The organism is Blastococcus capsensis (assembly GCF_030165005.1).
GTDB lineage: Bacteria > Actinomycetota > Actinomycetes > Mycobacteriales > Geodermatophilaceae > Blastococcus > Blastococcus capsensis.
This window is the reverse complement of sequence record NZ_JASNNW010000007.1, coordinates 56,805-76,887: the sequence shown is the minus strand read 5'-3', so window position 1 is coordinate 76,887 and position 20,083 is coordinate 56,805. Positions and strand designations below refer to the sequence as shown.

18 protein-coding genes and 1 pseudogene are annotated in these 20,083 nt (G+C 71.8%); 7 read left to right on the top strand and 12 right to left on the bottom strand.

Annotated elements, in window-relative coordinates:
* Positions 1-23: 23 nt before the first annotated feature.
* Positions 24-215, top strand: coding sequence for a hypothetical protein (locus tag QOZ86_RS07860; protein ID WP_284491400.1), 192 nt, complete (start codon positions 24-26; stop codon positions 213-215).
* 60 nt (positions 216-275) lie between these two features.
* Positions 276-995, top strand: a complete 720-nt coding sequence (gene hemQ / locus QOZ86_RS07855; RefSeq protein WP_284491399.1) for a hydrogen peroxide-dependent heme synthase — start codon at positions 276-278, stop codon at positions 993-995.
* Between the two features lie 133 nt (positions 996-1,128).
* Here the strand turns inward: hemQ and msrB are convergent, their stop codons facing one another.
* Together msrB and QOZ86_RS07845 are read right to left on the bottom strand one after the other, a co-directional pair.
* Positions 1,129-1,545 (bottom strand): peptide-methionine (R)-S-oxide reductase MsrB, encoded by a 417-nt coding sequence (gene msrB, locus QOZ86_RS07850; RefSeq protein WP_284491398.1) that lies wholly within the window; start codon positions 1,543-1,545, stop codon positions 1,129-1,131.
* Between the two features lie 41 nt (positions 1,546-1,586).
* Positions 1,587-1,766: pseudogene (locus QOZ86_RS07845) on the bottom strand (response regulator transcription factor); the annotation flags it as partial.
* A 138-nt stretch (positions 1,767-1,904) separates the two neighbouring features.
* Here QOZ86_RS07845 and QOZ86_RS07840 point away from each other — a divergent pair.
* Complete coding sequence (locus tag QOZ86_RS07840) at positions 1,905-2,384, top strand: hypothetical protein (protein ID WP_284491397.1); 480 nt, start codon at positions 1,905-1,907, stop codon at positions 2,382-2,384.
* A gap of 66 nt (positions 2,385-2,450) precedes the next feature.
* Here QOZ86_RS07840 and QOZ86_RS07835 read toward each other — a convergent pair whose 3' ends face one another.
* Positions 2,451-2,654, bottom strand: coding sequence for a cold-shock protein (locus QOZ86_RS07835; protein ID WP_014377016.1), 204 nt, complete (start codon positions 2,652-2,654; stop codon positions 2,451-2,453).
* Between the two features lie 159 nt (positions 2,655-2,813).
* On the bottom strand, positions 2,814-3,233 hold the full coding sequence (locus QOZ86_RS07830) for a hypothetical protein (RefSeq protein WP_284491396.1): 420 nt from the start codon (positions 3,231-3,233) through the stop codon (positions 2,814-2,816).
* A 307-nt stretch (positions 3,234-3,540) separates the two neighbouring features.
* Here QOZ86_RS07830 and QOZ86_RS07825 point away from each other — a divergent pair, with 307 nt between their 5' ends.
* Together QOZ86_RS07825 and QOZ86_RS07820 are read left to right on the top strand one after the other, a co-directional pair.
* Complete coding sequence (locus QOZ86_RS07825; RefSeq protein ID WP_284491395.1) at positions 3,541-3,777, top strand: hypothetical protein; 237 nt, start codon at positions 3,541-3,543, stop codon at positions 3,775-3,777.
* A 35-nt stretch (positions 3,778-3,812) separates the two neighbouring features.
* Positions 3,813-4,037: a PilZ domain-containing protein gene (locus QOZ86_RS07820; RefSeq protein ID WP_284491394.1), complete on the top strand. Its 225-nt coding sequence runs from the start codon at positions 3,813-3,815 to the stop codon at positions 4,035-4,037.
* A 9-nt stretch (positions 4,038-4,046) separates the two neighbouring features.
* Here QOZ86_RS07820 and QOZ86_RS07815 read toward each other — a convergent pair whose 3' ends face one another.
* From QOZ86_RS07815 to glgX, 8 genes are all read right to left on the bottom strand, one after another.
* A complete protein-coding gene (locus QOZ86_RS07815) occupies positions 4,047-5,114 on the bottom strand; it encodes a DNA polymerase domain-containing protein (RefSeq protein ID WP_284491393.1) in 1,068 nt (355 codons plus the stop codon).
* A 37-nt stretch (positions 5,115-5,151) separates the two neighbouring features.
* Complete coding sequence (locus QOZ86_RS07810) at positions 5,152-6,708, bottom strand: alpha/beta hydrolase (protein WP_284491392.1); 1,557 nt, start codon at positions 6,706-6,708, stop codon at positions 5,152-5,154.
* Positions 6,709-6,783: 75 nt separating this feature from the next.
* Positions 6,784-7,857: an ATP-dependent DNA ligase gene (locus tag QOZ86_RS07805; protein ID WP_284491391.1), complete on the bottom strand. Its 1,074-nt coding sequence runs from the start codon at positions 7,855-7,857 to the stop codon at positions 6,784-6,786.
* Between the two features lie 174 nt (positions 7,858-8,031).
* Complete coding sequence (locus tag QOZ86_RS07800) at positions 8,032-8,424, bottom strand: VOC family protein (protein ID WP_284491390.1); 393 nt, start codon at positions 8,422-8,424, stop codon at positions 8,032-8,034.
* A gap of 59 nt (positions 8,425-8,483) precedes the next feature.
* Positions 8,484-9,224, bottom strand: a complete 741-nt coding sequence (locus tag QOZ86_RS07795; protein ID WP_284491389.1) for a dihydrofolate reductase family protein — start codon at positions 9,222-9,224, stop codon at positions 8,484-8,486.
* 1 nt (position 9,225) lies between these two features.
* Entirely contained in the window at positions 9,226-10,995 is a 1,770-nt protein-coding gene (gene treZ, locus QOZ86_RS07790; protein WP_284491388.1) for a malto-oligosyltrehalose trehalohydrolase, read from the bottom strand.
* A gap of 118 nt (positions 10,996-11,113) precedes the next feature.
* Positions 11,114-13,459 carry a malto-oligosyltrehalose synthase gene (gene treY / locus QOZ86_RS07785; protein WP_284491387.1) on the bottom strand — a complete coding sequence of 782 codons (2,346 nt, stop codon included), beginning with the start codon at positions 13,457-13,459 and terminating at the stop codon, positions 11,114-11,116.
* Positions 13,460-13,532: 73 nt separating this feature from the next.
* The gene (gene glgX / locus QOZ86_RS07780) at positions 13,533-15,644 is read right to left on the bottom strand and encodes a glycogen debranching protein GlgX (protein ID WP_284491386.1); all 2,112 of its coding nucleotides are present in this window, start codon (positions 15,642-15,644) and stop codon (positions 13,533-13,535) included.
* A 497-nt stretch (positions 15,645-16,141) separates the two neighbouring features.
* Between glgX and uvrB the strand changes: the two genes are divergently transcribed.
* A complete protein-coding gene (uvrB, locus tag QOZ86_RS07775) occupies positions 16,142-18,256 on the top strand; it encodes an excinuclease ABC subunit UvrB (protein WP_284491385.1) in 2,115 nt (704 codons plus the stop codon).
* A 529-nt stretch (positions 18,257-18,785) separates the two neighbouring features.
* A complete protein-coding gene (locus tag QOZ86_RS07770; RefSeq protein WP_284491384.1) occupies positions 18,786-20,024 on the top strand; it encodes a TerC family protein in 1,239 nt (412 codons plus the stop codon).
* Positions 20,025-20,083 lie beyond the last annotated feature (59 nt).

Below are 20,083 nucleotides of genomic sequence, written 5' to 3'. Positions count from 1 at the left end.
GGCGTGCCTGGCAGGGGCGGTGCATGACCGGGACCTTCGCGCGTGGGCTGATCGCCGGTGCGGCCGGCAGCGTCGCGCTCGACGCCGTCAGCCATCTCGAGATGGCCCTGCGGGGACGTCGGGCGAGCACGGTGCCCGAGCAGCTGGTCGGCGTCGCGCTGGCGCTGGCCGCGCTGGCCTGCCTGCCCGGACGCAACCACCGACCCTGGTCGTGATCCCGCACACCTGACCCGCCCGGCCCTCGTGCCGCCCTCGCCGCGGAGGAAGATGGGGGCATGAGCGAGCAGCAGGTGGAGGGACGCAGCGTCGGCAAGCGGGCGAACGAGCTGAACGAGCTGATCCGCTACACGATGTGGTCGGTGTTCAAGCTGGCGCGGCCGTTCGGGGACGAGCAGCGCGGGGCGGCGGCCGACGAGGCGGCCGCCCTGGTCGAGGAGCTGGCCGGCAAGGACGTCGTCGTCCGCGGCACCTACGACGTGAGCGGGCTGCGGGCCGACGCCGACCTGATGGTCTGGTGGCACTCGTCCTCGGCCGAGGCGCTGCAGGATGCCTACACCCGGCTCCGGCGCACCGCGCTGGGCCGGCGCCTGGAGCCGGTGTGGTCGCAGATGGCGCTGCACCGGCCCGCGGAGTTCAACCGCAGCCACATCCCCGCTTTCCTGGCCGACGAGGAACCGCGCCGGTTCGTCTGCGTCTACCCGTTCGTGCGGTCCTACGAGTGGTACCTGCTGCCCGACGAGGAGCGGCGGGACATGCTCAAGGAGCACGGCATGCAGGCGCGGCCGTACCCCGACGTGCGGGCCAACACGGTGGCCTCGTTCGGGCTGGGCGACTACGAGTGGATGCTCGCGTTCGAGGCCGACGAGCTGCACCGCATCGTCGACCTGATGCGTGATCTGCGGGCCAGCCGCGCCCGCCGGCACGTGCGCGAGGAGGTGCCGTTCTACACCGGCACCCGCAAGCCGGTCGCCGAGCTGGTCAACGACCTGCCTTGAGGCGCAGCACGCCTGGCGATCGGCGTCGCGGGGGCCGGGGGCCTCCCGACGCCGATCGCGGGTCGGCTCAGCGCAGCGGGGGGACGGCTCGTGGCCGCGGTGTGATCCGGAGGATCACGATGTCGTAGCTCGGCTACTCGGCCGGCTGCAGCTTGATGCTGACGCTGTTGATGCAGTAGCGGTCGCCGGTGGGCGTCTGCGGGGCGTCGTCGAACAGGTGGCCCAGGTGGCTGTGGCAGGTGGCGCACAGCACCTCGGTGCGGGTCATCCCGAAGCTGCGGTCCTCGCGCAGGATGACGTTGTCCTCCGCGGAGGCCTCGTAGAACGACGGCCAGCCGCAGTGCGAGTCGAACTTGGTCTCCGAGCGGAACAGCTCCGCACCACAGGCGCGGCACTCGTAGACGCCGACGGTCTTGGTGTCCACGTACTCGCCGGTCCAGGCGCGCTCGGTGCCGGCCTTGCGGAGCACGGCGTACTCCTCCGGGGACAGCTGCGCCCGCCACTCCTCGTCGGTCTTGCTGACCTGGGGCTTCTGGGGGGAGGTCGTCATGACTGGTCGAACGAACCCGGGCGAAGGGCCATTCCCGGCGCTCAGCGGCCCAGTCCGGCCTCCCGCGCCCGCACGATCACCTGCGCGCGGTCGGTGACCTGCAGCTTGGTGAGCACGTTGGAGACGTTGTTGCGCGCCGTCTTCGGTGACAGGTGGAGGGTCGCGGCGATCTGGGCGTCGGAACGGCCGGCGGCCACCAGGTCGAGCACCTCGTGCTCCGGGGCGGTGAGCTGCGGGAAAGCGGCCTCCGGCCCGGACGGCGGCGAAGACGGTGCCGTCGTCCTCGCTCATGGTCAGGACGACGACGCCGACCGGGAGGCGGGGCGCCGCCGTGCGTGGGGGGCGGGGAGACTGGGGGAGTGACCGTTCCCGATCCGACTGCGCCCGGCAGCCCGTTGCCCGATGTCTGGTTCGCCCGTGACCTGCCGGTGCTGCGGGCCATCGCCCGTCTGGTCGACGAGCCCAAGCACGGCGGTGCGCCCTATCTCCTCGGGGCGGTCGTCCCCGCGAGCGGGCTGCCCAAGGCGGAGGTCATCGTCGCGGCGAAGGCATTGGCGTCGGCCGGCTACATCGAGCCGTTGACCAACCACGCCGGCGACATCGTGCGGATCACCGCCATCTCCGCCGAGGCCCGGCGGCTCGCCGGCCTCTGGCCGACGCCCCAAGGGGAGTGGGAGCGGCTGCTCGAGCAGCTGGCCGCCCGTGCGGAGCGGGCGCCCACCGACGTCGAGCGGCAGCGCTGGCAGGCCTTCGCCGACGCAGCGACCGCCGTAGGCGAGCACGACGGGGCGCTGCTCATGTCCGCGCTCATCGGCGGCTACGTGCCCCGGGCCCGGTAGACGGTCCCGGAACGACAGCGCCCCCGCCCGGATGTTCCGGGCGGGGGCGCTGTGCTGATCAGGAGATCAGAGCGGCGTCACGTTCGCAGCCTGCGGGCCCTTCTGGCCCTGCTCGATGTCGAACGCGATGCGCTGGCCTTCATCGAGCGAGCGGTACCCGCTGGACTGGATGGCCGAGTAGTGGACGAACACATCCGGTCCGCCACCGTCGGGGGTGGCGAAGCCGAACCCCTTCTCGGCGTTGAACCACTTGACAGTTCCTTCGGGCATTGCTCGCTCCTAGCTGAGGTGGTGCGCCGGGGTCCTGCCATAGCGCAGGGCCTTCCCGACGGCACAACCCTAGCCAAAGATCTCCAGAAGGGAACACCGGAGCCGCACAACTGTGACCTGCGACTCTCCCGCCACCGTGGTGACGGCCCCGCATCGGGCTCACAGCAGGTGGCCGGGCTCCTCCGGGAACGACGGTGCCAGGCGCCGCCCGCGCCGGCCCGTGCCGGAGCCGTAGGCGCCGACGGAGTACGTGCTGTGCACCGGAGCGGGCGCGGGTGCCGGGGCCGGGAGGGCCAGCGGTGCCGGGCGCCAGGAGCGGACGCCGATCGGCCGGTCCGGGACGGCGGGTGCGAATGCTCCGGCCGGCCCCGCCGCGAGCAGGCGCGCGCCCCAGCGCCGTGCCCCCAGCTGGGCGGCCAGCAGGACCGCCAGCGTCACGGACACGGTGAGGAAGGCGTCGACCAGCGCGGTGGCCACGTCGAGGGCGGTGAGCTGCGGCCAGCCGATCCGCTGGAGGGCGGAACCCGTGAGCTCGATGACGACGTACAGCACGCCGTACACCAGCAACCAGATCCTCACTCGTTCTCCTCTGCCGTGACCTCCACGTCCATCGGCCACGGTCACCTGCTGCTGGAGCGCCGGCACGTGCCGGGGGGAGCGCCTCACCCGTCCGGGTGGGCGGGACCGGCCGTCCGTGGGTGGAGGGCGTCGGCGCTGCTACGGAGGGGCACCGACCCCCGCAGCGGGTCGGCAGCGGTGCCGGTGTCGCCCGGGGCGACGGTCTTGCGGGAACCCTGCGCTTTCATCGGTGGGGTCGTGCGGCTGGTCCTCGACGGTGGGAACCAGCCGGACCGATCCGGCGCGTCACCGATCCAGGAGAACCGTCATGCGCCCCATCGCCACCTCGGCCCTGTCCGCCCGCACCGCCGCTCCCGTCCTGCTGCGCGACATCGAGGACCTCCACGACGCCGACCTGGACCAGGTCATGGCCGACCGGCTGGCGGAGTCGGCCGATGTGCTGCGTGCCGTGGTGGCGGCCACGGAGCTGTCGGTGCAGGTTGCGGTGCCGGACGCCTTGCGGGCGCACTCCCTGGGGGCGGTCGCCCGGCGGCTGGCCGGCTGACTGCTCCGGCACGTCCGGCCAGACTGCGTACGTTCGTGGACGGCTGGGGACTGGCTCCCGAGCCCGGGACGGCGACGCGGGTCAGCATCACGGTGGACGACGACATCCTCGACGTCTCGGGGGAGATCGTCCGCCAGCAGGTGCAGGGCCCGCGGTGGCTGCTGTCGATGCAGTTCCACGAGATGCCGGAGAGGATGGCCGACCTGCTCCGCCGCCGCGTCTTCCGTGCGCTGCGCGAGGAACGAGCCCTGGCCGACTGAGCGGCCTGCTCAGTCCCGATCGCTCGCCGGCTTGCGGGCACGGCTCGGCTGCACCCGCATCGGCTCGCCCGGCATCTTCGGGTAGTCGGGGGGATAGGGCAGGTCGCCGAGGCCGGCGTCGGTCTCCTGCTTCTCGGCCAGCTCCAGCAGCGCCTCGATGCCGAAGGCGTGCTCGGCCAGACCGGCGTGCTTGTCGCCCACCTCCCGGAACCGGGCCGGCATGCTGAGGACGTCGAAGTCGAACGGCGAGACGTCGGGCAGCTCGTCCCAGTCGACCGGGGCCGACACCGGGGCGTGCGGCTTGGGCCGGATGGAGTACGCCGAGGCGATCGTGCGGTCCCGGGCCATCTGGTTGTAGTCGAGGAAGATCTTCTCGCCGCGCTCCTCCTTCCACCACGACATCGTCACCTGGTCGGGCAGTCGGCGTTCCAGCTCCCGGCCGAAGGCGATCACCGCCCGGCGCGTCTCGGAGAAGGTCCAGCGGGGCTGGATGGGCACGTAGATGTGCACGCCGCGCCCGCCGGAGGTCTTCGGCCAGCCCTCCATGCCGAACTCGGCCAGCAGCGCGCGGACGTGCGGGGCCACCCGGACGGCGTCGGCGAAGTCGGTGCCCGGCTGCGGGTCGAGGTCGATGCGGATCTGGTTCGGGGACTCGACGTCGCCCTTGGACACCGGCCACGGGTGGAAGGTCAGCGTGCCCAGGTTCGCCGCCCAGGCGACCACGGCCACCGAGTCCGGCGCGATCTCGTCGGCGGTCCGGCCGCTGGGGAAGGTGATGTGCGCGGTCGGGATCCACCCGGGCGCGTTCTTCGGCACCCGCTTCTGGTAGAAGGCGTCACCGGTGTTGTCGGTCCGCGTGGAGATGCGGGCGCCCTCGAACACCCCGCCGGGCCAGCGCTCCAGCGTCGTCGGCCGGTCCTCCAGCGCGAAGAGGATCCCCTCGCCGACGGCGACGAAGTACTCGACGACGTCGATCTTCCGGATGCCGCGCTCGGGGAAGTACGGCTTCTCCGGGTTGGAGACCCGCACCTCGTGCCCGTCGACGTCGAGCACGACGGCGTCCTTGCTGCTGGCCATCAGGTGCTCTCCCTCATCGTGGACGTCAGGCCGAGTCTCACGCAGGGCAGGTGAGCCCGTCCATCGGCACGGCGAGGTCGATCAGGTAGGCGTTGACCGCCGCGGTGACGCACTCGGTCTTGGGGTAGGCCGTGTGCCCCTGGCCCTGCCAGGTCAGCAGGACGCCGTTGTCGAGGTCCTCGGCGAGGTCGACCGCACCCGGCAGGGGGGTCACCGGGTCACCCTGGTTGCCGATCACCACGATCGGCGCGCTGCCCTCGGCGTCACGCTCGGGGATCGGCGTCCGCTCGGCGTCCCACGCCGAGCAGGTGAACAGCCCGGCCGCCGAGCCGGCGCCGAACAGCGGGTACGTCGCGCTCCACTCGGCGACGAGCTCGCGGACGCGTTCCTCCTCCACGGTCTGCTCCGTGTCGGCGCAGTTGATGGCCAGGTTGGCGTCGAGCAGGTTGGAGTAGGTGCCGTCCTCGAGGCGGCCGCTGTAGTCGTCGGCCAGGGAGAACAGCGCCTTGGCATCGCCGGCGCGGGCGGCGGCCAGCCCCTGGGCGAGCTGCGGCCACGAGGCCGTGTCGTAGAGACCCGCCTGCACCGCGGTGAGGATGACCCCCGGCGTCGCCTGCCGGGTCTCGCCGGGCTCGCTGCTGGGGATGGGCGTGGCCTGTGCCTGGGTGAGCAGCTCCTCGAGGAAGAGCCGGGGGTCCGGGCCCAGGGGGCAGCCGGCGATCAGGCCGGTGCAGTTCGCGGCGAAGGCGTCGAAGCCGGCCTCGAACCCGGCCGCGCTGGCCTCGGCGTCGGCGATCACGTCGGAATCGGGGTCGACGGCGGCGTCGAGCACCATGGCCCGCACCCGGTCGGGGTAGAGCTCGGCGTAGGTGGAGCCCAGCGTGGTGCCGTAGGAGTAGCCGAGGAAGTTCAGCTGCTCCTCGCCGAGCGCCTGCCGCAGCTGCTCCATGTCCCGTGCGGTGTCGACGGTGTTGAAGGTGCCGAGCGCCTCGCCGTACTCCTCGGCGCAGCCCTCGGCCACCTCACGCGAGATCGCGAAGACGTCGTCGAGCTGCTCCGGGGTGGTGGGGCGCGGCTCCGCGGCGATCGCGCGGTCCTTGAGCTCCTTGGGAATGCACTCGACCGGCGTGGACAGGCCCACCCCGCGCGGGTCGAAGCCGACGACGTCGAAACGGCGCAGCACGTCATCGGGGAGGCTGAGCGCCAGCCCGATCGCGGCGTCGGCGCCGGAACCACCCGGCCCGCCCGGGTTCACCATGAGGGAGCCGATGCGGTCGGTCTGCGTCCCCGACGAGGCCCGCACCAGGAACAGCGGCAGGGTCGCGCCCTGCGGCTCGTCGTAGCTGATCGGCACCTCGGTGCGGCCGCACTCGAAGGCGATGTCGCGCTCGCTGCCGGGCTGCCCCTCGACAAGCGGCTGGATCTGCGCATCGCAGTCGGTCCACTCGATCGGCGCGACCTCGGGCTCGGCGGGCGTCGCACTGGCGGTCGCTGGCTCCGGGGCCGGCTCCTCCGAGGTGCAGCCGGCCAGGGCCAGCGGGAGGGCCAGGAGCAGGCCGGACGCGGCGGCCGACAGGCCACGGTGCAGACGCATGATCACGAGCGTAGGAGGCCCGCGCCAGCGACGCAGGCGCGCGGTCTCCGATCGGGTGCCCGGCCCGCGGTCCCGTCAGCCGTCGAGCACCTCGGCCAGGTCGTAGCGGACCGGGACGTCGAGCTGGTCGTACGTGCAGCTGCGGGGGTCGCGGTCGGGCCGCCAGCGGAGGAAGTGCCCGGTGTGACGAAGTCGACGGCCTTCGAGCTGGTCGTACTTGATCTCGACGACCAGCTCCGGGCGCAGCGGCACCCAGGAGAGGTCCTTCTTGGCGTTCCACCGGCTCACCGCGCCGGGCATGCGGTGCTCGCCGTCGGCGCCGGTCTCGGCGTTGGCCCAGTTCTGCCACGGGTGGCCGTTGAGGGCGTCGGCGCGGTGGGGCGCCAGCTCCTCGACCAGCTCGGCGCGGCGCTTCATGGAGAAGGAGGCGGCCACGCCGATGTGCTGCAGGTCGCCGGCGTCGTCGTAGAGCCCGAGGAGGAGCGAGCCGACGACCGGCCCGCTCTTGTGCCAGCGGAACCCGGCGACGACGCAGTCCGCCGTCCGCACGTGCTTGATCTTGGCCATCAGCCGCTGGTCCGGCCCGTAGGGCAGCTCGCCGTTCTTTGCGACGACGCCGTCGAGCCCGGCGCCCTCGAAGGTCTCGAACCAGCGTCGGGCGGTGTCGGCGTCGCGGCTGATCGCGGTCACGTGCACCGGCGGCCGTGCGCCGTCCAGCACGCTGCGCAGCCGCTCCTGGCGCTGGGCGAACGGCACCTCGAGCAGCGACTCGCTGCCCAGCGCGAGCAGGTCGAAGGCGACGAGGGAGGCCGGCGTCTGCTCGGCGAGCAGGGTGATCCGCGACTCGGCGGGATGGATGCGCTGGAGCAGTGACTCGAACTGCAGCCGGTCCTCGTGGGCGATGACGATCTCGCCGTCGACGACGCACCGCTCGGGGAACTGCTCCTTCACCGCGGCGACCACCTCGGGGAAGTAGCGGGTCAGCGGCCGCTCGTTGCGGCTGCCCAGCTCCACCTCGTCGCCGTCGCGGAAGACGATGCAGCGGAAGCCGTCCCACTTGGGCTCGTAGAACCACTCGTCGCCGGTGGGGATCGTGGTCACGGCCTTGGCGAGCATCGGCTTCACCGGCGGCTGCACGGGGAGGTCCATGCCGGCAGTCAACCAGCCGGGACCGACGTCGACCGTGTTCGCGGGGTCGCCTCCCCGGGCCCTGCTACCTCGAGGTCGCCCTCGGGTGGCCGGACCTGCCGGCCCGGCGCTCGGTCGACGCCGCGGCGGCGACACCTACGGGACACTCGGCCGGCCGGCCGGCGTGGCAGCCGGTCAGGAGCTGGCGATGAACTCCAGGGCGTTGCCGTCGGGGTCCTTGAAGGACAGCACGCTGCCGTAAGCGGCGCGCTGGACCGGGCTGTGCTCGACCTCCAGCTCCGCCAGGCGCCGCTCCCAGGCGTGCAGCTGCGCCTCGTCGCCGACCTCGAAGCTCAGGTGATCCAGCCCCGGGCGGCGTGGGTCGAACCTGTCCGCGGCGGGAGCGCCGTCGTGCTGGACGATGCTGACCGCCTGGCCGCCGGGAACGGCGAACACGCGGCGGACGAACGGCCCGTCGGTCATCGTCTGCCGGGGCTCGCTGCCGAGCAGCGCCGTGTACCAGCGCGTCGATGTGTCGACATCGGTCACGGTGAGGGAGACATGAGCGATCCCGGGGAAGCTCGGCATCCTGCCAACGTTACGGCCAGGCCCGGGGAATCCGCGCGGCGCCGTTCCGGCGCGGCGAGCTACCGGAGGGTCGCGTCGCCCACGGTGTACCGGGTGAACAGCATCCCGTCCTCCTCGAGGACCTGATGGAGCGCCAGCCGCGCCGGCCCGGGGAGCGCGCCGCCCAGGAGCCGGGCCTGCCCACCCACCAGCGCGGGCGACACCGACAGGTCGAGCTCGTCGACGACGCCGGCGGTCAGCGCGCCGTGGAGCAGCTGGGGACCGCCCTCGCAGACCACCTGCTCGAGCCCGCGGTCGGCGAGCGCGTGCAGCGCCGCCGGCAGGTCGACGTCGTCGTCGCCGCACACCAGCACCTCCGCGCCGGCAGCGGCCAGCGCGGCCCGGCGGTCGGCGTCGGCGGCCGCGCAGGTGACCAGGATCGTGCGGGCCGTCGCGCGGGTGACCAGATCGCTGCGCGGGTCGAGGGAGGCCCGCCGGGAGACGACGGCCACCGGCATCACCGGCGTCCGGCCGAGCGCACCGCGCAGCCGACCGACGGGGGAGTCCGCCGTCACCGGTCTGTAGCCCTCACCGGCCGCGGTGCCGTGGCCGACGAGGACGACGTCGGCCAGCGCCCGCAGCAGGCGGAACACCCGCCGGTCGCCGGGGGAGCCGAGACCGGCGCTGCGGCCGTCGACGGTGACGGCGCCGTCCAGCGAGGCGACGAAGTTCACCCGGGCGAACCGGCCGGCCGGGACGCGGTACGCCTCGGCGAGTGCGTCGTCGTCGAGCTCGGTCGGCTCGGGCAGCAGCCGCCGCACGTCAGCGGGTGGTCAGCACGGCGGCGCTCTCCCCGGGCAGGGTGACCGTCCGGCCATCGACGGCCGGCAGCTCGCCGGTGGCGAACAGCACCTCGCCGGCCGGGATGTCGAGGTCGATCTCCCGCGGTTGGTCCGCCAGGTTCACCGCCACCCGCAGCGATCCGCGGTGCACCACCATCCAGCGGTCCGCGTCGTCCCAGTTGACCTGCACCGCCGACAGGTCGGCGTCGACCAGGTCGGGGTGCGCCCGCCGCAGCGCGAGCAGCGACCGGTGGACGGCGAGCAGCCGCTCGTGCGGCTCCTTCGACAGCTCGGACCAGTCGAGCTTGGACCGCGTGAACGTCTCCGGGTCCTGCGGGTCGGGGACGACGTCGGCGTCCCAGCCGTGCTCGGCGAACTCGCCGATCCGCCCCTCGGCCGTTGCCTTGCCCAGCTCCGGCTCCGGGTGGCTGGTGAAGAACTGCCACGGCGTGCTCGCGCCCCACTCCTCGCCCATGAACAGCATCGGCGTGAACGGGCTGGTGAGGACCAGCGTCGCGCCGACGGCGAGCAGGCCGGGGGAGAGGGTGGCCGAGATGCGGTCACCGGTGGCCCGGTTGCCGATCTGGTCGTGGTCCTGCAGGTAACCCAGGAACTTCCAGCCGGGCAGGTGCGCGGTGTCGACCGGCCGGCCGTGGTGGCGGCGGCGGAAGCTCGACCAGGCCCCGTCGTGGAAGTAGGCGCCGGTCAGCGTCTTGGCCAGCCCGGCCAGGCCGCCGGCGGCGAAGTCCGCGTAGTAGCCCTGCCCCTCGCCGGTCAGCACCGAGTGCAGCGAGTGGTGGAAGTCGTCGCTCCACTGGGCGGTCAGGCCGAGGCCGCCGGCCACGCGAGGGGTGACCATGCGGGGGTCGTTCAGGTCGCTCTCGGCGATCAGCGTCAGCGGGCGGCCGACGGCCACCGAGAGCTCGTCGACCTCCTGCGCCATCTCCTCCAGCACGTGCGTGGCCCGCTCGTCGACCAGCGCGTGCACGGCGTCCAGCCGCAGCCCGTCGACGTGCATGTCGCGCAGCCACATCAGCGCGTTGTCGATGACGTAGCGCCGCACCTCGTCGGAGTCCGGGCCCGACAGGTTGATCGAGTCGCCCCAGGTGTTGGCGCCGCCCGCAGCGAAGATCGGGAAGAACTGCGGAAGGTAGTTGCCGGACGGGCCGAGGTGGTTGTAGACGACGTCCTGGATCACGCCGAGGCCCTGCTGGTGGCAGGCGTCGACGAACCGCTGGTAGGCCGCGGGGCCGCCGTACTCCTCCTGGACCGTGTACCAGAGGACGCCGTCGTAACCCCAGTTGTGCGTGCCGTTGAAGCCGTTGACCGGCAGCAGTTCCACGAAGTCGACGCCGAGCCGCACCAGGTGGCCCAGCCGGCCGATCGCGGCGTCGAGGGTGCCCTCGGGGGTGAACGTGCCGACGTGCAGCTCGTAGACGACACCCCCGGCGAGCGGTCGTCCGTGCCACGACTGGTCGCCCCACTCGTAGGCCGACGGGTCGTGGCGGCGGGACAGGCCGTGCACGCCCTCGGGCTGACGGCGCGAGCGCGGGTCGGGCAATGGTCCTTGCCCGCCCGCCCCATCGCCGTCGTCGAGCAGGAACCCGTAGTCGGCCTCGGGCCCGGCCGCCACCTCGGCACGCCACCAGCCGCCGCCGTCCTTCCGCATGTCGTGGACGGTGCCGTCGACCTGGAGCCGCACACGTTCGGGCAGCGGCGCCCAGACGGCGAACTCGACGGGAGCGGACATGCGGGGGCCTCCAGTGAGGGGGACGGCGGGGGCGGACCGATCATGCCCGCGCGGCGCCGGGTCAACCCCCGCGCGTCAGCAGGATGACGACACGGGGCTGTCGGGTGCGCCGGTCGGATCAGGCGCGGACGAGGAGAGCTACAGGGAGCCGGGTGAGCAGGGCGTCGACCGCGACACCGGCGACGTCGGAGACCGCCCGCTGGCCGGTGAAGAGGTCGCGCCACGCGCCGTTGGGCAGCTGGAGGGCGGTGTCGCCCCAGCCCTCGGCGGCCAGGCCGACCGGCAGCCGCGTCGCCACGACGACGACGCCACCCCGGTCGAAGGCCACCAGGTGGTCGGCGGCCGAACCCGTCACCTCGACCGGCTCGTACCCGGCGAACCACTCGGGGTGGTCCCGCCGTGCCCGCAGCACCCGCGAGGTCACCAGCAGCTTCGCCGCACCGGTCTGGTCCACGGCCGGCACCTCGCCGGCGTCCAGCCGGGCCAGCAGCTGCCGACGCAGCGCGTAGTCGACCGGGCGGCGGTTGTCCGGATCGACCAGCGAGAAGTCCCAGAGCTCGGTGCCCTGGTAGACGTCCGGGACGCCGGGCATCGTGAGCTGCAGCAGCTTCTGCGACAGCGAGTTCGACCAGCCCAGCGGTGCGATCCGGGTGACGAACTGCTCGATCTCGGCGTTCGTCGTCGGGTCGTCGTAGGCGGCGTCGACGAGGCCGTGCAGCTGCTCCTCGAACTCCTGCACCGGGTTGGTCCAGGTGGTGGAGGTGCCGGCCTCGCGGGCGGCCTTCTCCACGTAGCCGTGCGCCCGCTCGCGGGACAGCGGCCACGCGCCGACCAGGTTCTGCCACACCAGGTGGGCCAGCGACCGGTCGGCCAGCGGGTGCCGGCCGAGCCAGCCGCGGACCAGCTGCGCCCACTCGCTCGGGATCTCGGCGAGCACCGCCAGCCGCGCGCGCACGTCCTCGCTGCGCTTGGTGTCGTGGGTCGACAGGGTGGTCATCGACTCGGGGTAGCGCTCCGCCCGGCGTTGCTGGGCGGCGTGGAACTCCGCCACCGTGCTGCCGAAGCGCGCCGGGTCCCCGCCCACCTCGTTGAGCGCCACGAACCTGGCCCACCGGTAGTAGGCGCTGTCCTCCACGCCCTTGGCCATGACCGGGCCGCTGGTCTGCTCGAACCGCGTGGCCGCCTCGGTGCCGGCCTGGGACAGCACCGGGTGCAGTGCCTCGAGGGCCGGCACGAGGTCGGGACGGCGCTCGCGGACGGCGGCCACCGTGGCGTCGAGGTGCTCCCGCCCGTCGGGCAGGTAGCTGCGGTAGACGCCGAAGGTGGCCAGCAGCTCGGCCAGCGCCTCGGTCTGCTGCGCGGCGTCCACGCCCGGCAGCTCGCCGATCACCCGCACCAGGCGGGCGACCTCCGAGCCGAGCATCCCGTCGGTGACCTCGCGCTTGCACATCCGCACCAGCTCGGCGTAGTCGACCGCACGACCGGCCAGCTCGGTGTCCAGTGCGGTGAGGGGCGCCTCGCCGGCCGGATCGACGAGCACCTCGTCGACCTCGGCGAGCGCGTCGTACCCGGTCGTCCCCGCCGTGGCCCAGCTCTCGGGCAGGTCCTCGCCGGGTTCGAGGATCTTCTCGACGACCGTCCAGCGGTTGTCCGACGCCTCGGCCAGGCGGTCCAGGTAACCCTTGGGGTCGGCCAGCCCGTCCGGGTGGTCGATCCGCAGCCCGTCGACGGCGCCGTCGTGCACGAGCCGCAGCACCAGCTCGTGGGTGGCGTCGAAGACGGCCGGCTCCTCCGCGCGCAGCCCGGCCAGGGTGTTGATGGCGAAGAACCGCCGGTAGTTCAGGTCGGTGTCGGCGCGCCGCCAGTCGATCAGCTCGTAGTGCTGGCGGGCGTGCACCTCCTGCGGGCTGCCTTGCTCGGTGCCTGGTGCCACGGGGAAGCGGTTGTCGTAGTACCGCAGCTCGCCGTCCACCACCTCGAGCTTCTCGACGTCGTCGCCCGAACCGAGCACGGGGATGCGGACCTTGCCCCCGCCGAACTCCCAGTCGATGTCGAACGCCGACGCATGAGCGCTCTCCTGGCCGTGCTGGAGGACGTCCCACCACCAGTTCGAGACGAACGGGTCGGCTGCGTCCGTTCCGCTGCCCATGTGGTTGGGCACCAGGTCCAGCACCAGGCCGAGGCCCTGCTCGTGCAGCGCCGCGACGAACCGGTCGAAGCCGGCCTGCCCGCCCCGGGCCTCGTCGATGTGGGCGTGGTCGACGGTGTCGTAGCCGTGCGTGCTGCCCTCGGCCGAGCGCAGCAGGGGGGAGGAGTAGGCGTGGGTCACGCCCAGGTCGGCGAGGTAGCCCGCGACGTCGGCGGCGTCCTGCAGCGGGAAGCCCGCGTGCACCTGCAGCCGGTAGGTGGCCGCGGGCACCTCGCGGCGTCGTACGCTGCCGGGCACCTGGATCGGGTCGGTCACGAGTCCTCCTCGCTGCCGCTCGTCGGCCGCGTTCCCGGCGGTGCTGTGCCCCCTGGTGAGCTCGCCAGCTCGCTCACTGCGCGGGCCCCTGGAGCACGACGATCGAGCGGCCCTGGACCGTCACGGTGTCGCCCGGCTTGATCTCCACCGGCTCGACCTCGTTCATCTCCGCCGTGTCGAGGACAGTCGTCCAGTTCTGGCAGTAGTCGTCGCTGGGCAGGGTGAAGTCGAGCGGCTCGTGCGAGGCGTTGAACGCCAGGTAGAAGTGGTCGTCGGTGACGTACTCGCCGCGCTCGTCCATCTCCCGGATGCCGACGCCGTTGAGGTAGGCGGCCAGGGACTTGGCGTAGGCGGCGTCCCAGTCGTCCTCCGCCATCTCCTCGCCGGCGGGCGTCAGCCAGGCGATGTCCGGCACGGGATCGCCGAGTCCCCGGCGGACCGGACGGCCGTGGAAGAACCGGCGACGGCGGAACGTCGAGTGCTCGCTGCGGAGCTTGGTGACGGCCCTGGTGAACTCCAGCAGGCCCTCGTCGACGTTCTCCCAGTCGATCCAGGTGAGCTCGGAGTCCTGGCAGTAGCCGTTGTTGTTGCCGCCCTGGCTGCGACCGAGCTCGTCGCCGTGCAGCAGCATCGGCACCCCCTGGCTGAGCATCAGCGTGGCGATGAAGTTGCGCCGCTGCTGGGCCCGCAGGTGCAGGATCTCCGGATCGTCGGTCGCGCCCTCGACGCCGCAGTTCCAGCTGCGGTTGTGGCTCTCGCCGTCGTTGTTGTCCTCGCCGTTGGCCTCGTTGTGCTTCTCGTTGTAGGAGACGAGGTCGTTGAGGGTGAAGCCGTCGTGCGCGGTGACGAAGTTGATGCTCGCCATCGGACGCCGTCCCGAGTGCTGGTAGAGGTCCGACGACCCGGAGATCCGGTCGGCGAACTCACCGATGGTCCCGCCCTCGCCCCGCCAGAAGTCGCGGACGGTGTCGCGGTACTTGCCGTTCCACTCGGTCCACAGCGCCGGGAAGTTGCCCACCTGGTAGCCGCCCTCGCCGACGTCCCACGGCTCGGCGATCAGCTTGACCTGGCTGATGATCGGGTCCTGGTGCACCAGGTCGAAGAACGCAGCCAGCCGGTCGACGGCGTGCAGCTCGCGGGCCAGGGTGGAGGCGAGGTCGAAGCGGAAACCGTCGACGTGCATCTCGGTGATCCAGTAGCGCAGCGAGTCCATGATCAGCTGCAGCGACTGCGGCGTCCGGACGTTGAGGGTGTTCCCGGTGCCGGTGTAGTCCATGTAGTACTGCTTGTCGTCCTCGACCAGCCGGTAGTAGGCCTGGTTGTCGATGCCCTTGAACGACAGCGTCGGGCCGAGGTGGTTGCCCTCGGCGGTGTGGTTGTAGACGACGTCGAGGATGACCTCGATGCCGGCCTCGTGCAGGGTCCGCACCATCCCCTTGAACTCCTGCACCTGCTGGCCCGCCGTGGTGTCGCTGGCGTACTCGTCGTGTGGCGCGAAGAAGCCGATCGTGTTGTAGCCCCAGTAGTTGCGCAGGCCCTTCTGCTGGAGGGTGTCGTCCTGCACGAACCGGTGCACCGGCATGAGCTCGATCGCGGTGATCCCCAGTTCGGTGAGGTGCTCGATGATCGCCGGGTGCGCGATGGCTGCGTACGTGCCGCGCAACTCCTCCGGGATCCGCGGATGGGTCATCGTCAGGCCCTTGACGTGGGCCTCGTAGATGACCGTCTTGTTGTAGGGGGTCTTCGGCGGGCGGTCGACGCCCCAGTCGAAGTACGGGTTGACGACGACGGACTTCGGCATGTGCGGCGCCGAGTCCTCGTCATTGCGCTCCTGGGTCTCGAAGTCGTAGCCGAAGACCGAGGGATGCCAGGCGACCTGGCCGTCGATCGCCTTGGCGTAGGGGTCCAGGAGGAGCTTGCTCGGGTTGCAGCGCAGGCCCTGCTCGGGGTCGTAGGGCCCGTGCACGCGGTAGCCGTACTTCTGGCCGGGGTGGACCCCGGGCAGGAAGGCGTGCCACACGTACCCGTCCATCTCGGGCAGGCGGATGCGCTCCTCGTTGCCCTCGTCGTCGAACAGGCACAGCTCTACCTTCTCGGCCACCTCGCTGAAGATCGCGAAGTTGGTTCCGGTGCCGTCGTACGTGGCGCCGAGGGGATAGGCACTGCCGGGCCATACCTGGGTCATCGTGGGGAGTTCCTCCTGCGCGGGGCGCCCCGAGGGGTACGGGGCGGTGACGCGGCGCGTGTGCTGGTGCCACCGGGTCGGGACGGACGTCGGGAGATCGTTGCCCGCGCCAGGAGCTCGCCACACCTCCACGCCGTGTGAGCCGGACCGCCGGGAGAGCCGGGGACCCCGGAGCCGACGGCGCCCCCCGCGGCGGGCCGCAGGGGGCGTCGTGCGCAGGGCCGCCCGGGATGTTCCCGGGTGCCCGGACGCCCGGGAGCGACGCGGAGCCGGCGTCCCGGTGGGAGGACCGGGACGCCGGTGCGCCGGGGGCCGACCTCGCCCGGGGATCCCGGGTGGCGCTGGTCCTCGGCGGAACCGCCCTGCGACCAGGCACGCTAGGGGTGTCCGGCGGAGGAGACAAGTACCCACCCTGTCGCTCCCGCGCCGGCCGCCCCACCGGTCGCGGGCAGCGCTCGCGACGCGTTCTGTCACACCGCCGACGTACCGTCGTCCCCGTGCGCACGACCACCGATCTCCGGCCCACCCAGGGGCGCTTCCGCGTCGTCAGCGAGTTCGAACCCGCGGGTGACCAGCCGGCGGCGATCAAGGCCCTCGCCGAGCGGGTGGACGCCGGCGAGCAGGACGTCGTCCTGCTCGGCGCCACGGGCACCGGCAAGTCGGCGACGACGGCGTGGCTGATCGAGCAGGTCCAGCGGCCGACGCTGGTGATGGCGCCGAACAAGACCCTCGCCGCGCAGCTGGCCAACGAGTTCCGCGAGCTGCTGCCCGACGCGGCCGTCGAGTACTTCGTGTCGTACTACGACTACTACCAGCCCGAGGCCTACGTCCCGCAGACCGACACCTACATCGAGAAGGACTCCTCGGTCAACGAGGAGGTCGAGCGGCTGCGGCACTCGGCCACGAACAGCCTGCTCACCCGCCGCGACGTCGTCGTGGTCTCCACCGTCTCCTGCATCTACGGCCTGGGCACTCCCGAGGAGTACGTCGACCGCGCGCTCAAGATCTCGGTGGGGGAGGAGCGCGACCGCGACGAGCTGCTGCGCACCCTGGTCACCGAGCAGTACACCCGCAACGACCTGTCGTTCACCCGCGGCACGTTCCGGGTGCGCGGCGACACGATCGAGGTCTTCCCGGTCTACGAGGAGCTCGCCGTCCGGATCGAGATGTTCGGCGACGAGGTGGAGCGGCTCTACTACCTGCACCCGCTGACGGGGGAGGTCGTCCGGGAGGTCGATGAGCTGTTCGTCTTCCCGGCCAGCCACTACGTCGCCGGGCCCGACCGCATGGAGCGGGCGATCCGTGGCATCGAGGCCGAGCTGGAGCAGCGGCTGGCCGAGCTGGACAGGCAGGGCAAGCTGCTGGAGGCCCAGCGGCTGCGCATGCGCACCACCTACGACATCGAGATGATGCGCCAGGTCGGCTTCTGCTCCGGCATCGAGAACTACTCGCGGCACATCGACGGCCGCGCCCCCGGCAGCGCCGGCGCATGTCTCATCGACTACTTCCCCGAGGACTTCCTCCTCGTCATCGACGAGTCGCACGTGACCGTCCCGCAGATCGGCGGCATGTACGAGGGCGACATGAGCCGCAAGCGGACGCTGGTCGAGCACGGTTTCCGGCTGCCCTCGGCGATGGACAACCGCCCGCTGCGCTGGGAGGAGTTCACCGACCGGATCCGCCAGACGGTGTACCTGTCCGCCACGCCGGGGGACTACGAGCTGGGCCGTACCGGCGGGGAGGTCGTCGAACAGGTCATCCGGCCCACCGGGCTGATCGACCCGGAGGTGGTCGTCAAGCCGACCAGGGGCCAGATCGACGACCTGGTGCACGAGATCCGGCTGCGCACCGAGAAGGACGAGCGGGTGCTGGTCACCACGCTCACCAAGAAGATGGCCGAGGACCTCACCGACTACCTGCTCGAGCTCGGCATCAAGGTGCGCTACCTGCACTCGGAGGTGGACACGCTGCGCCGGGTGGAGCTGCTGCGGGAGCTGCGGCAGGGCGAGTACGACGTGCTCGTCGGCATCAACCTGCTGCGCGAAGGACTGGACCTCCCCGAGGTCTCCCTGGTGGCCATCCTCGACGCCGATAAGGAGGGCTTCCTCCGGTCGGGCAAGTCGCTGATCCAGACCATCGGCCGGGCCGCGCGGAACGTGTCCGGCCAGGTGCACATGTACGCCGACAGGATCACCCCGTCGATGGCCCAGGCGATCGAGGAGACCAACCGGCGGCGCGAGAAGCAGATCGCGTACAACACGGAACGCGGCGTCGATCCGCAGCCGCTGCGGAAGAAGATCGTGGACATCCTCGAAGGCATCTACCGAGAAGCGGAGGACTCGGAGGCCACCGAGCTGATCGGCGGCTCCGGCCGGCAGCAGTCCCGCGGCAAGGCACCGGTCCCGGGCCTGTCGTCGAAGAGCAGGGCCAAGGCCGGATCGATCGACGTGCAGGGCCTGCCGCGTGCCGAGCTGGCCGACATGATCACGACCATGAACGAGCAGATGCTCGCCGCCGCCCGCGAACTCCAGTTCGAGGTGGCCGCCCGGCTCCGCGACGAGCTGAACGAGCTGAAGAAGGAGCTCCGTCAGTTCGACGCCGCGCACGCCTGAGCCGGAGCCCAACCGTGACGGCGCCCGGTCCTCCCGGCCCTCCCGTCGACTCGGCCGGCCACGGCAGCCGGCCACGGCAGTCCGCCGCTGACGTCGGCGATCACCTCGGTCGACTCGACGACCGTCCCGCTGTAGGTCGGCGACCAGGCGTGGCAGCGCACCACCGGCGTCGTGCACGGTGTTGTCGATCCGCGGGAGGGCATCGCCTCGCCGGAGTCCTGTGCGGGAACCGGGGTGGCTGGCAGCCGTTCACCGCCGACGGACTCCGGCAGCGCTACGGAAGCGTGGCGGAAGGGTGCGAAGGCGCACCCGCTCATCGGTCCGGCGGGAACTTCCCCGGCGGGTCAGGCGTTCGGCCGGGTGGATGTGCTCACCGAGCGCGTCCGATCTGGAGGGGAGTACCCCCGCGCGGCAGGGTCGTCACTACGGGATCGTCCGATCCCCGGCCCGCCGGCCGTCACCCTCGGGTAGGCGGTGGGAGAGACCTCCGGTACTGACAGCAGCCAGTCACCGGAGGGTTTTCTTGGACGTGCCGTTCTGGGTGTGGGCAGTCACGGTCGCCGTGATCGTGGCCATGCTCGCCTTCGACTTCTTCGGCCACGTGCGCACGCCGCACGCGCCGACCCTGCGCGAATCCGCCACCTGGTCGGCGATCTACGTCGCGCTCGCCGTGGTGTTCGGCATCCTCATCTGGGTCTTCTACGGTGGGACCTACGGCGGTGAGTACTTCGCCGGCTACATCACCGAGAAGAGCCTGTCGGTCGACAACCTCTTCGTCTTCGTGATCATCATGGCCAGCTTCGGGGTGCCTCGGGAGATGCAGCAGAAGGTGCTGCTCTTCGGCATCGCCTTCGCGCTGGCGCTGCGTACCGTGTTCATCATCGTCGGCGCGGCCGCGATCGAGAACTTCAGCTGGGTCTTCTACCTGTTCGGCGGCATCCTCATCTACACCGCCTGGATCCAGGCCCGTAGCGGTGGGCACTCCGAGGACGAGGACTACCAGGAGAACGCGGTCCTCCGGTTCGCGCGCAAGCGGCTGCGCACCACCGACGAGTACCACTCCGACCGGATGACGGTGAAGCTCGAGGGCAAGCGCTACCTCACCCCGCTGGCCATCGCGCTGATCGCGATCGGCACCGCCGACATCATCTTCGCGGTCGACTCGATCCCGGCGATCTTCGGGCTGACGCAGGAGACCTTCCTCGTCTTCACCGCGAACGCCTTCTCGCTGCTCGGCCTGCGCCAGTTGTTCTTCCTGATCGACGGGCTGCTGGACCGGCTGGTCTACCTGGCGTACGGCTTGGCCGTCATCCTGGGCTTCATCGGGGTCAAGCTGGTCATCCACGCGCTGCACACCAACGAACTGCCGTTCGTCAGCGGCGGTGAGCACGTGACGCTGATCCCCGAGATCCCGACCTGGCTGTCGTTGACGGTCATCCTGGTCACCCTGCTCGTGACGACGGTGCTGAGCCTCGCCCGCAGCCGCCGGGACCGGGCCGAGCACGCGGCCCTGCGCGCGGCCACGCCCGAGGCCGGGGTCCCGGAGGCGCCGGCGGGGCTGGCGGCCGGGGAGCGGCCCGCCGGCGCCGATCCGCACGTCGCGATCGGCGGGCCCGACGGAGACCCGCTGGGCCGCGGGGTGGACGGGCATCCCGTGGTACCGGCGCGTGGCGAGTCGTCCGTGGGAGGCGTCCGGGAGTCCAGCGGGTCAGGCGGCGACCGAACCGGTACCGTGAGCGCCGCGAACCCGGAGCGACGCGAACACTGACGATCGCGGCCGCCGGGGGATGCCAGGAGGGGAGTATCCCCCCGCGGCAGTGTCGTCAT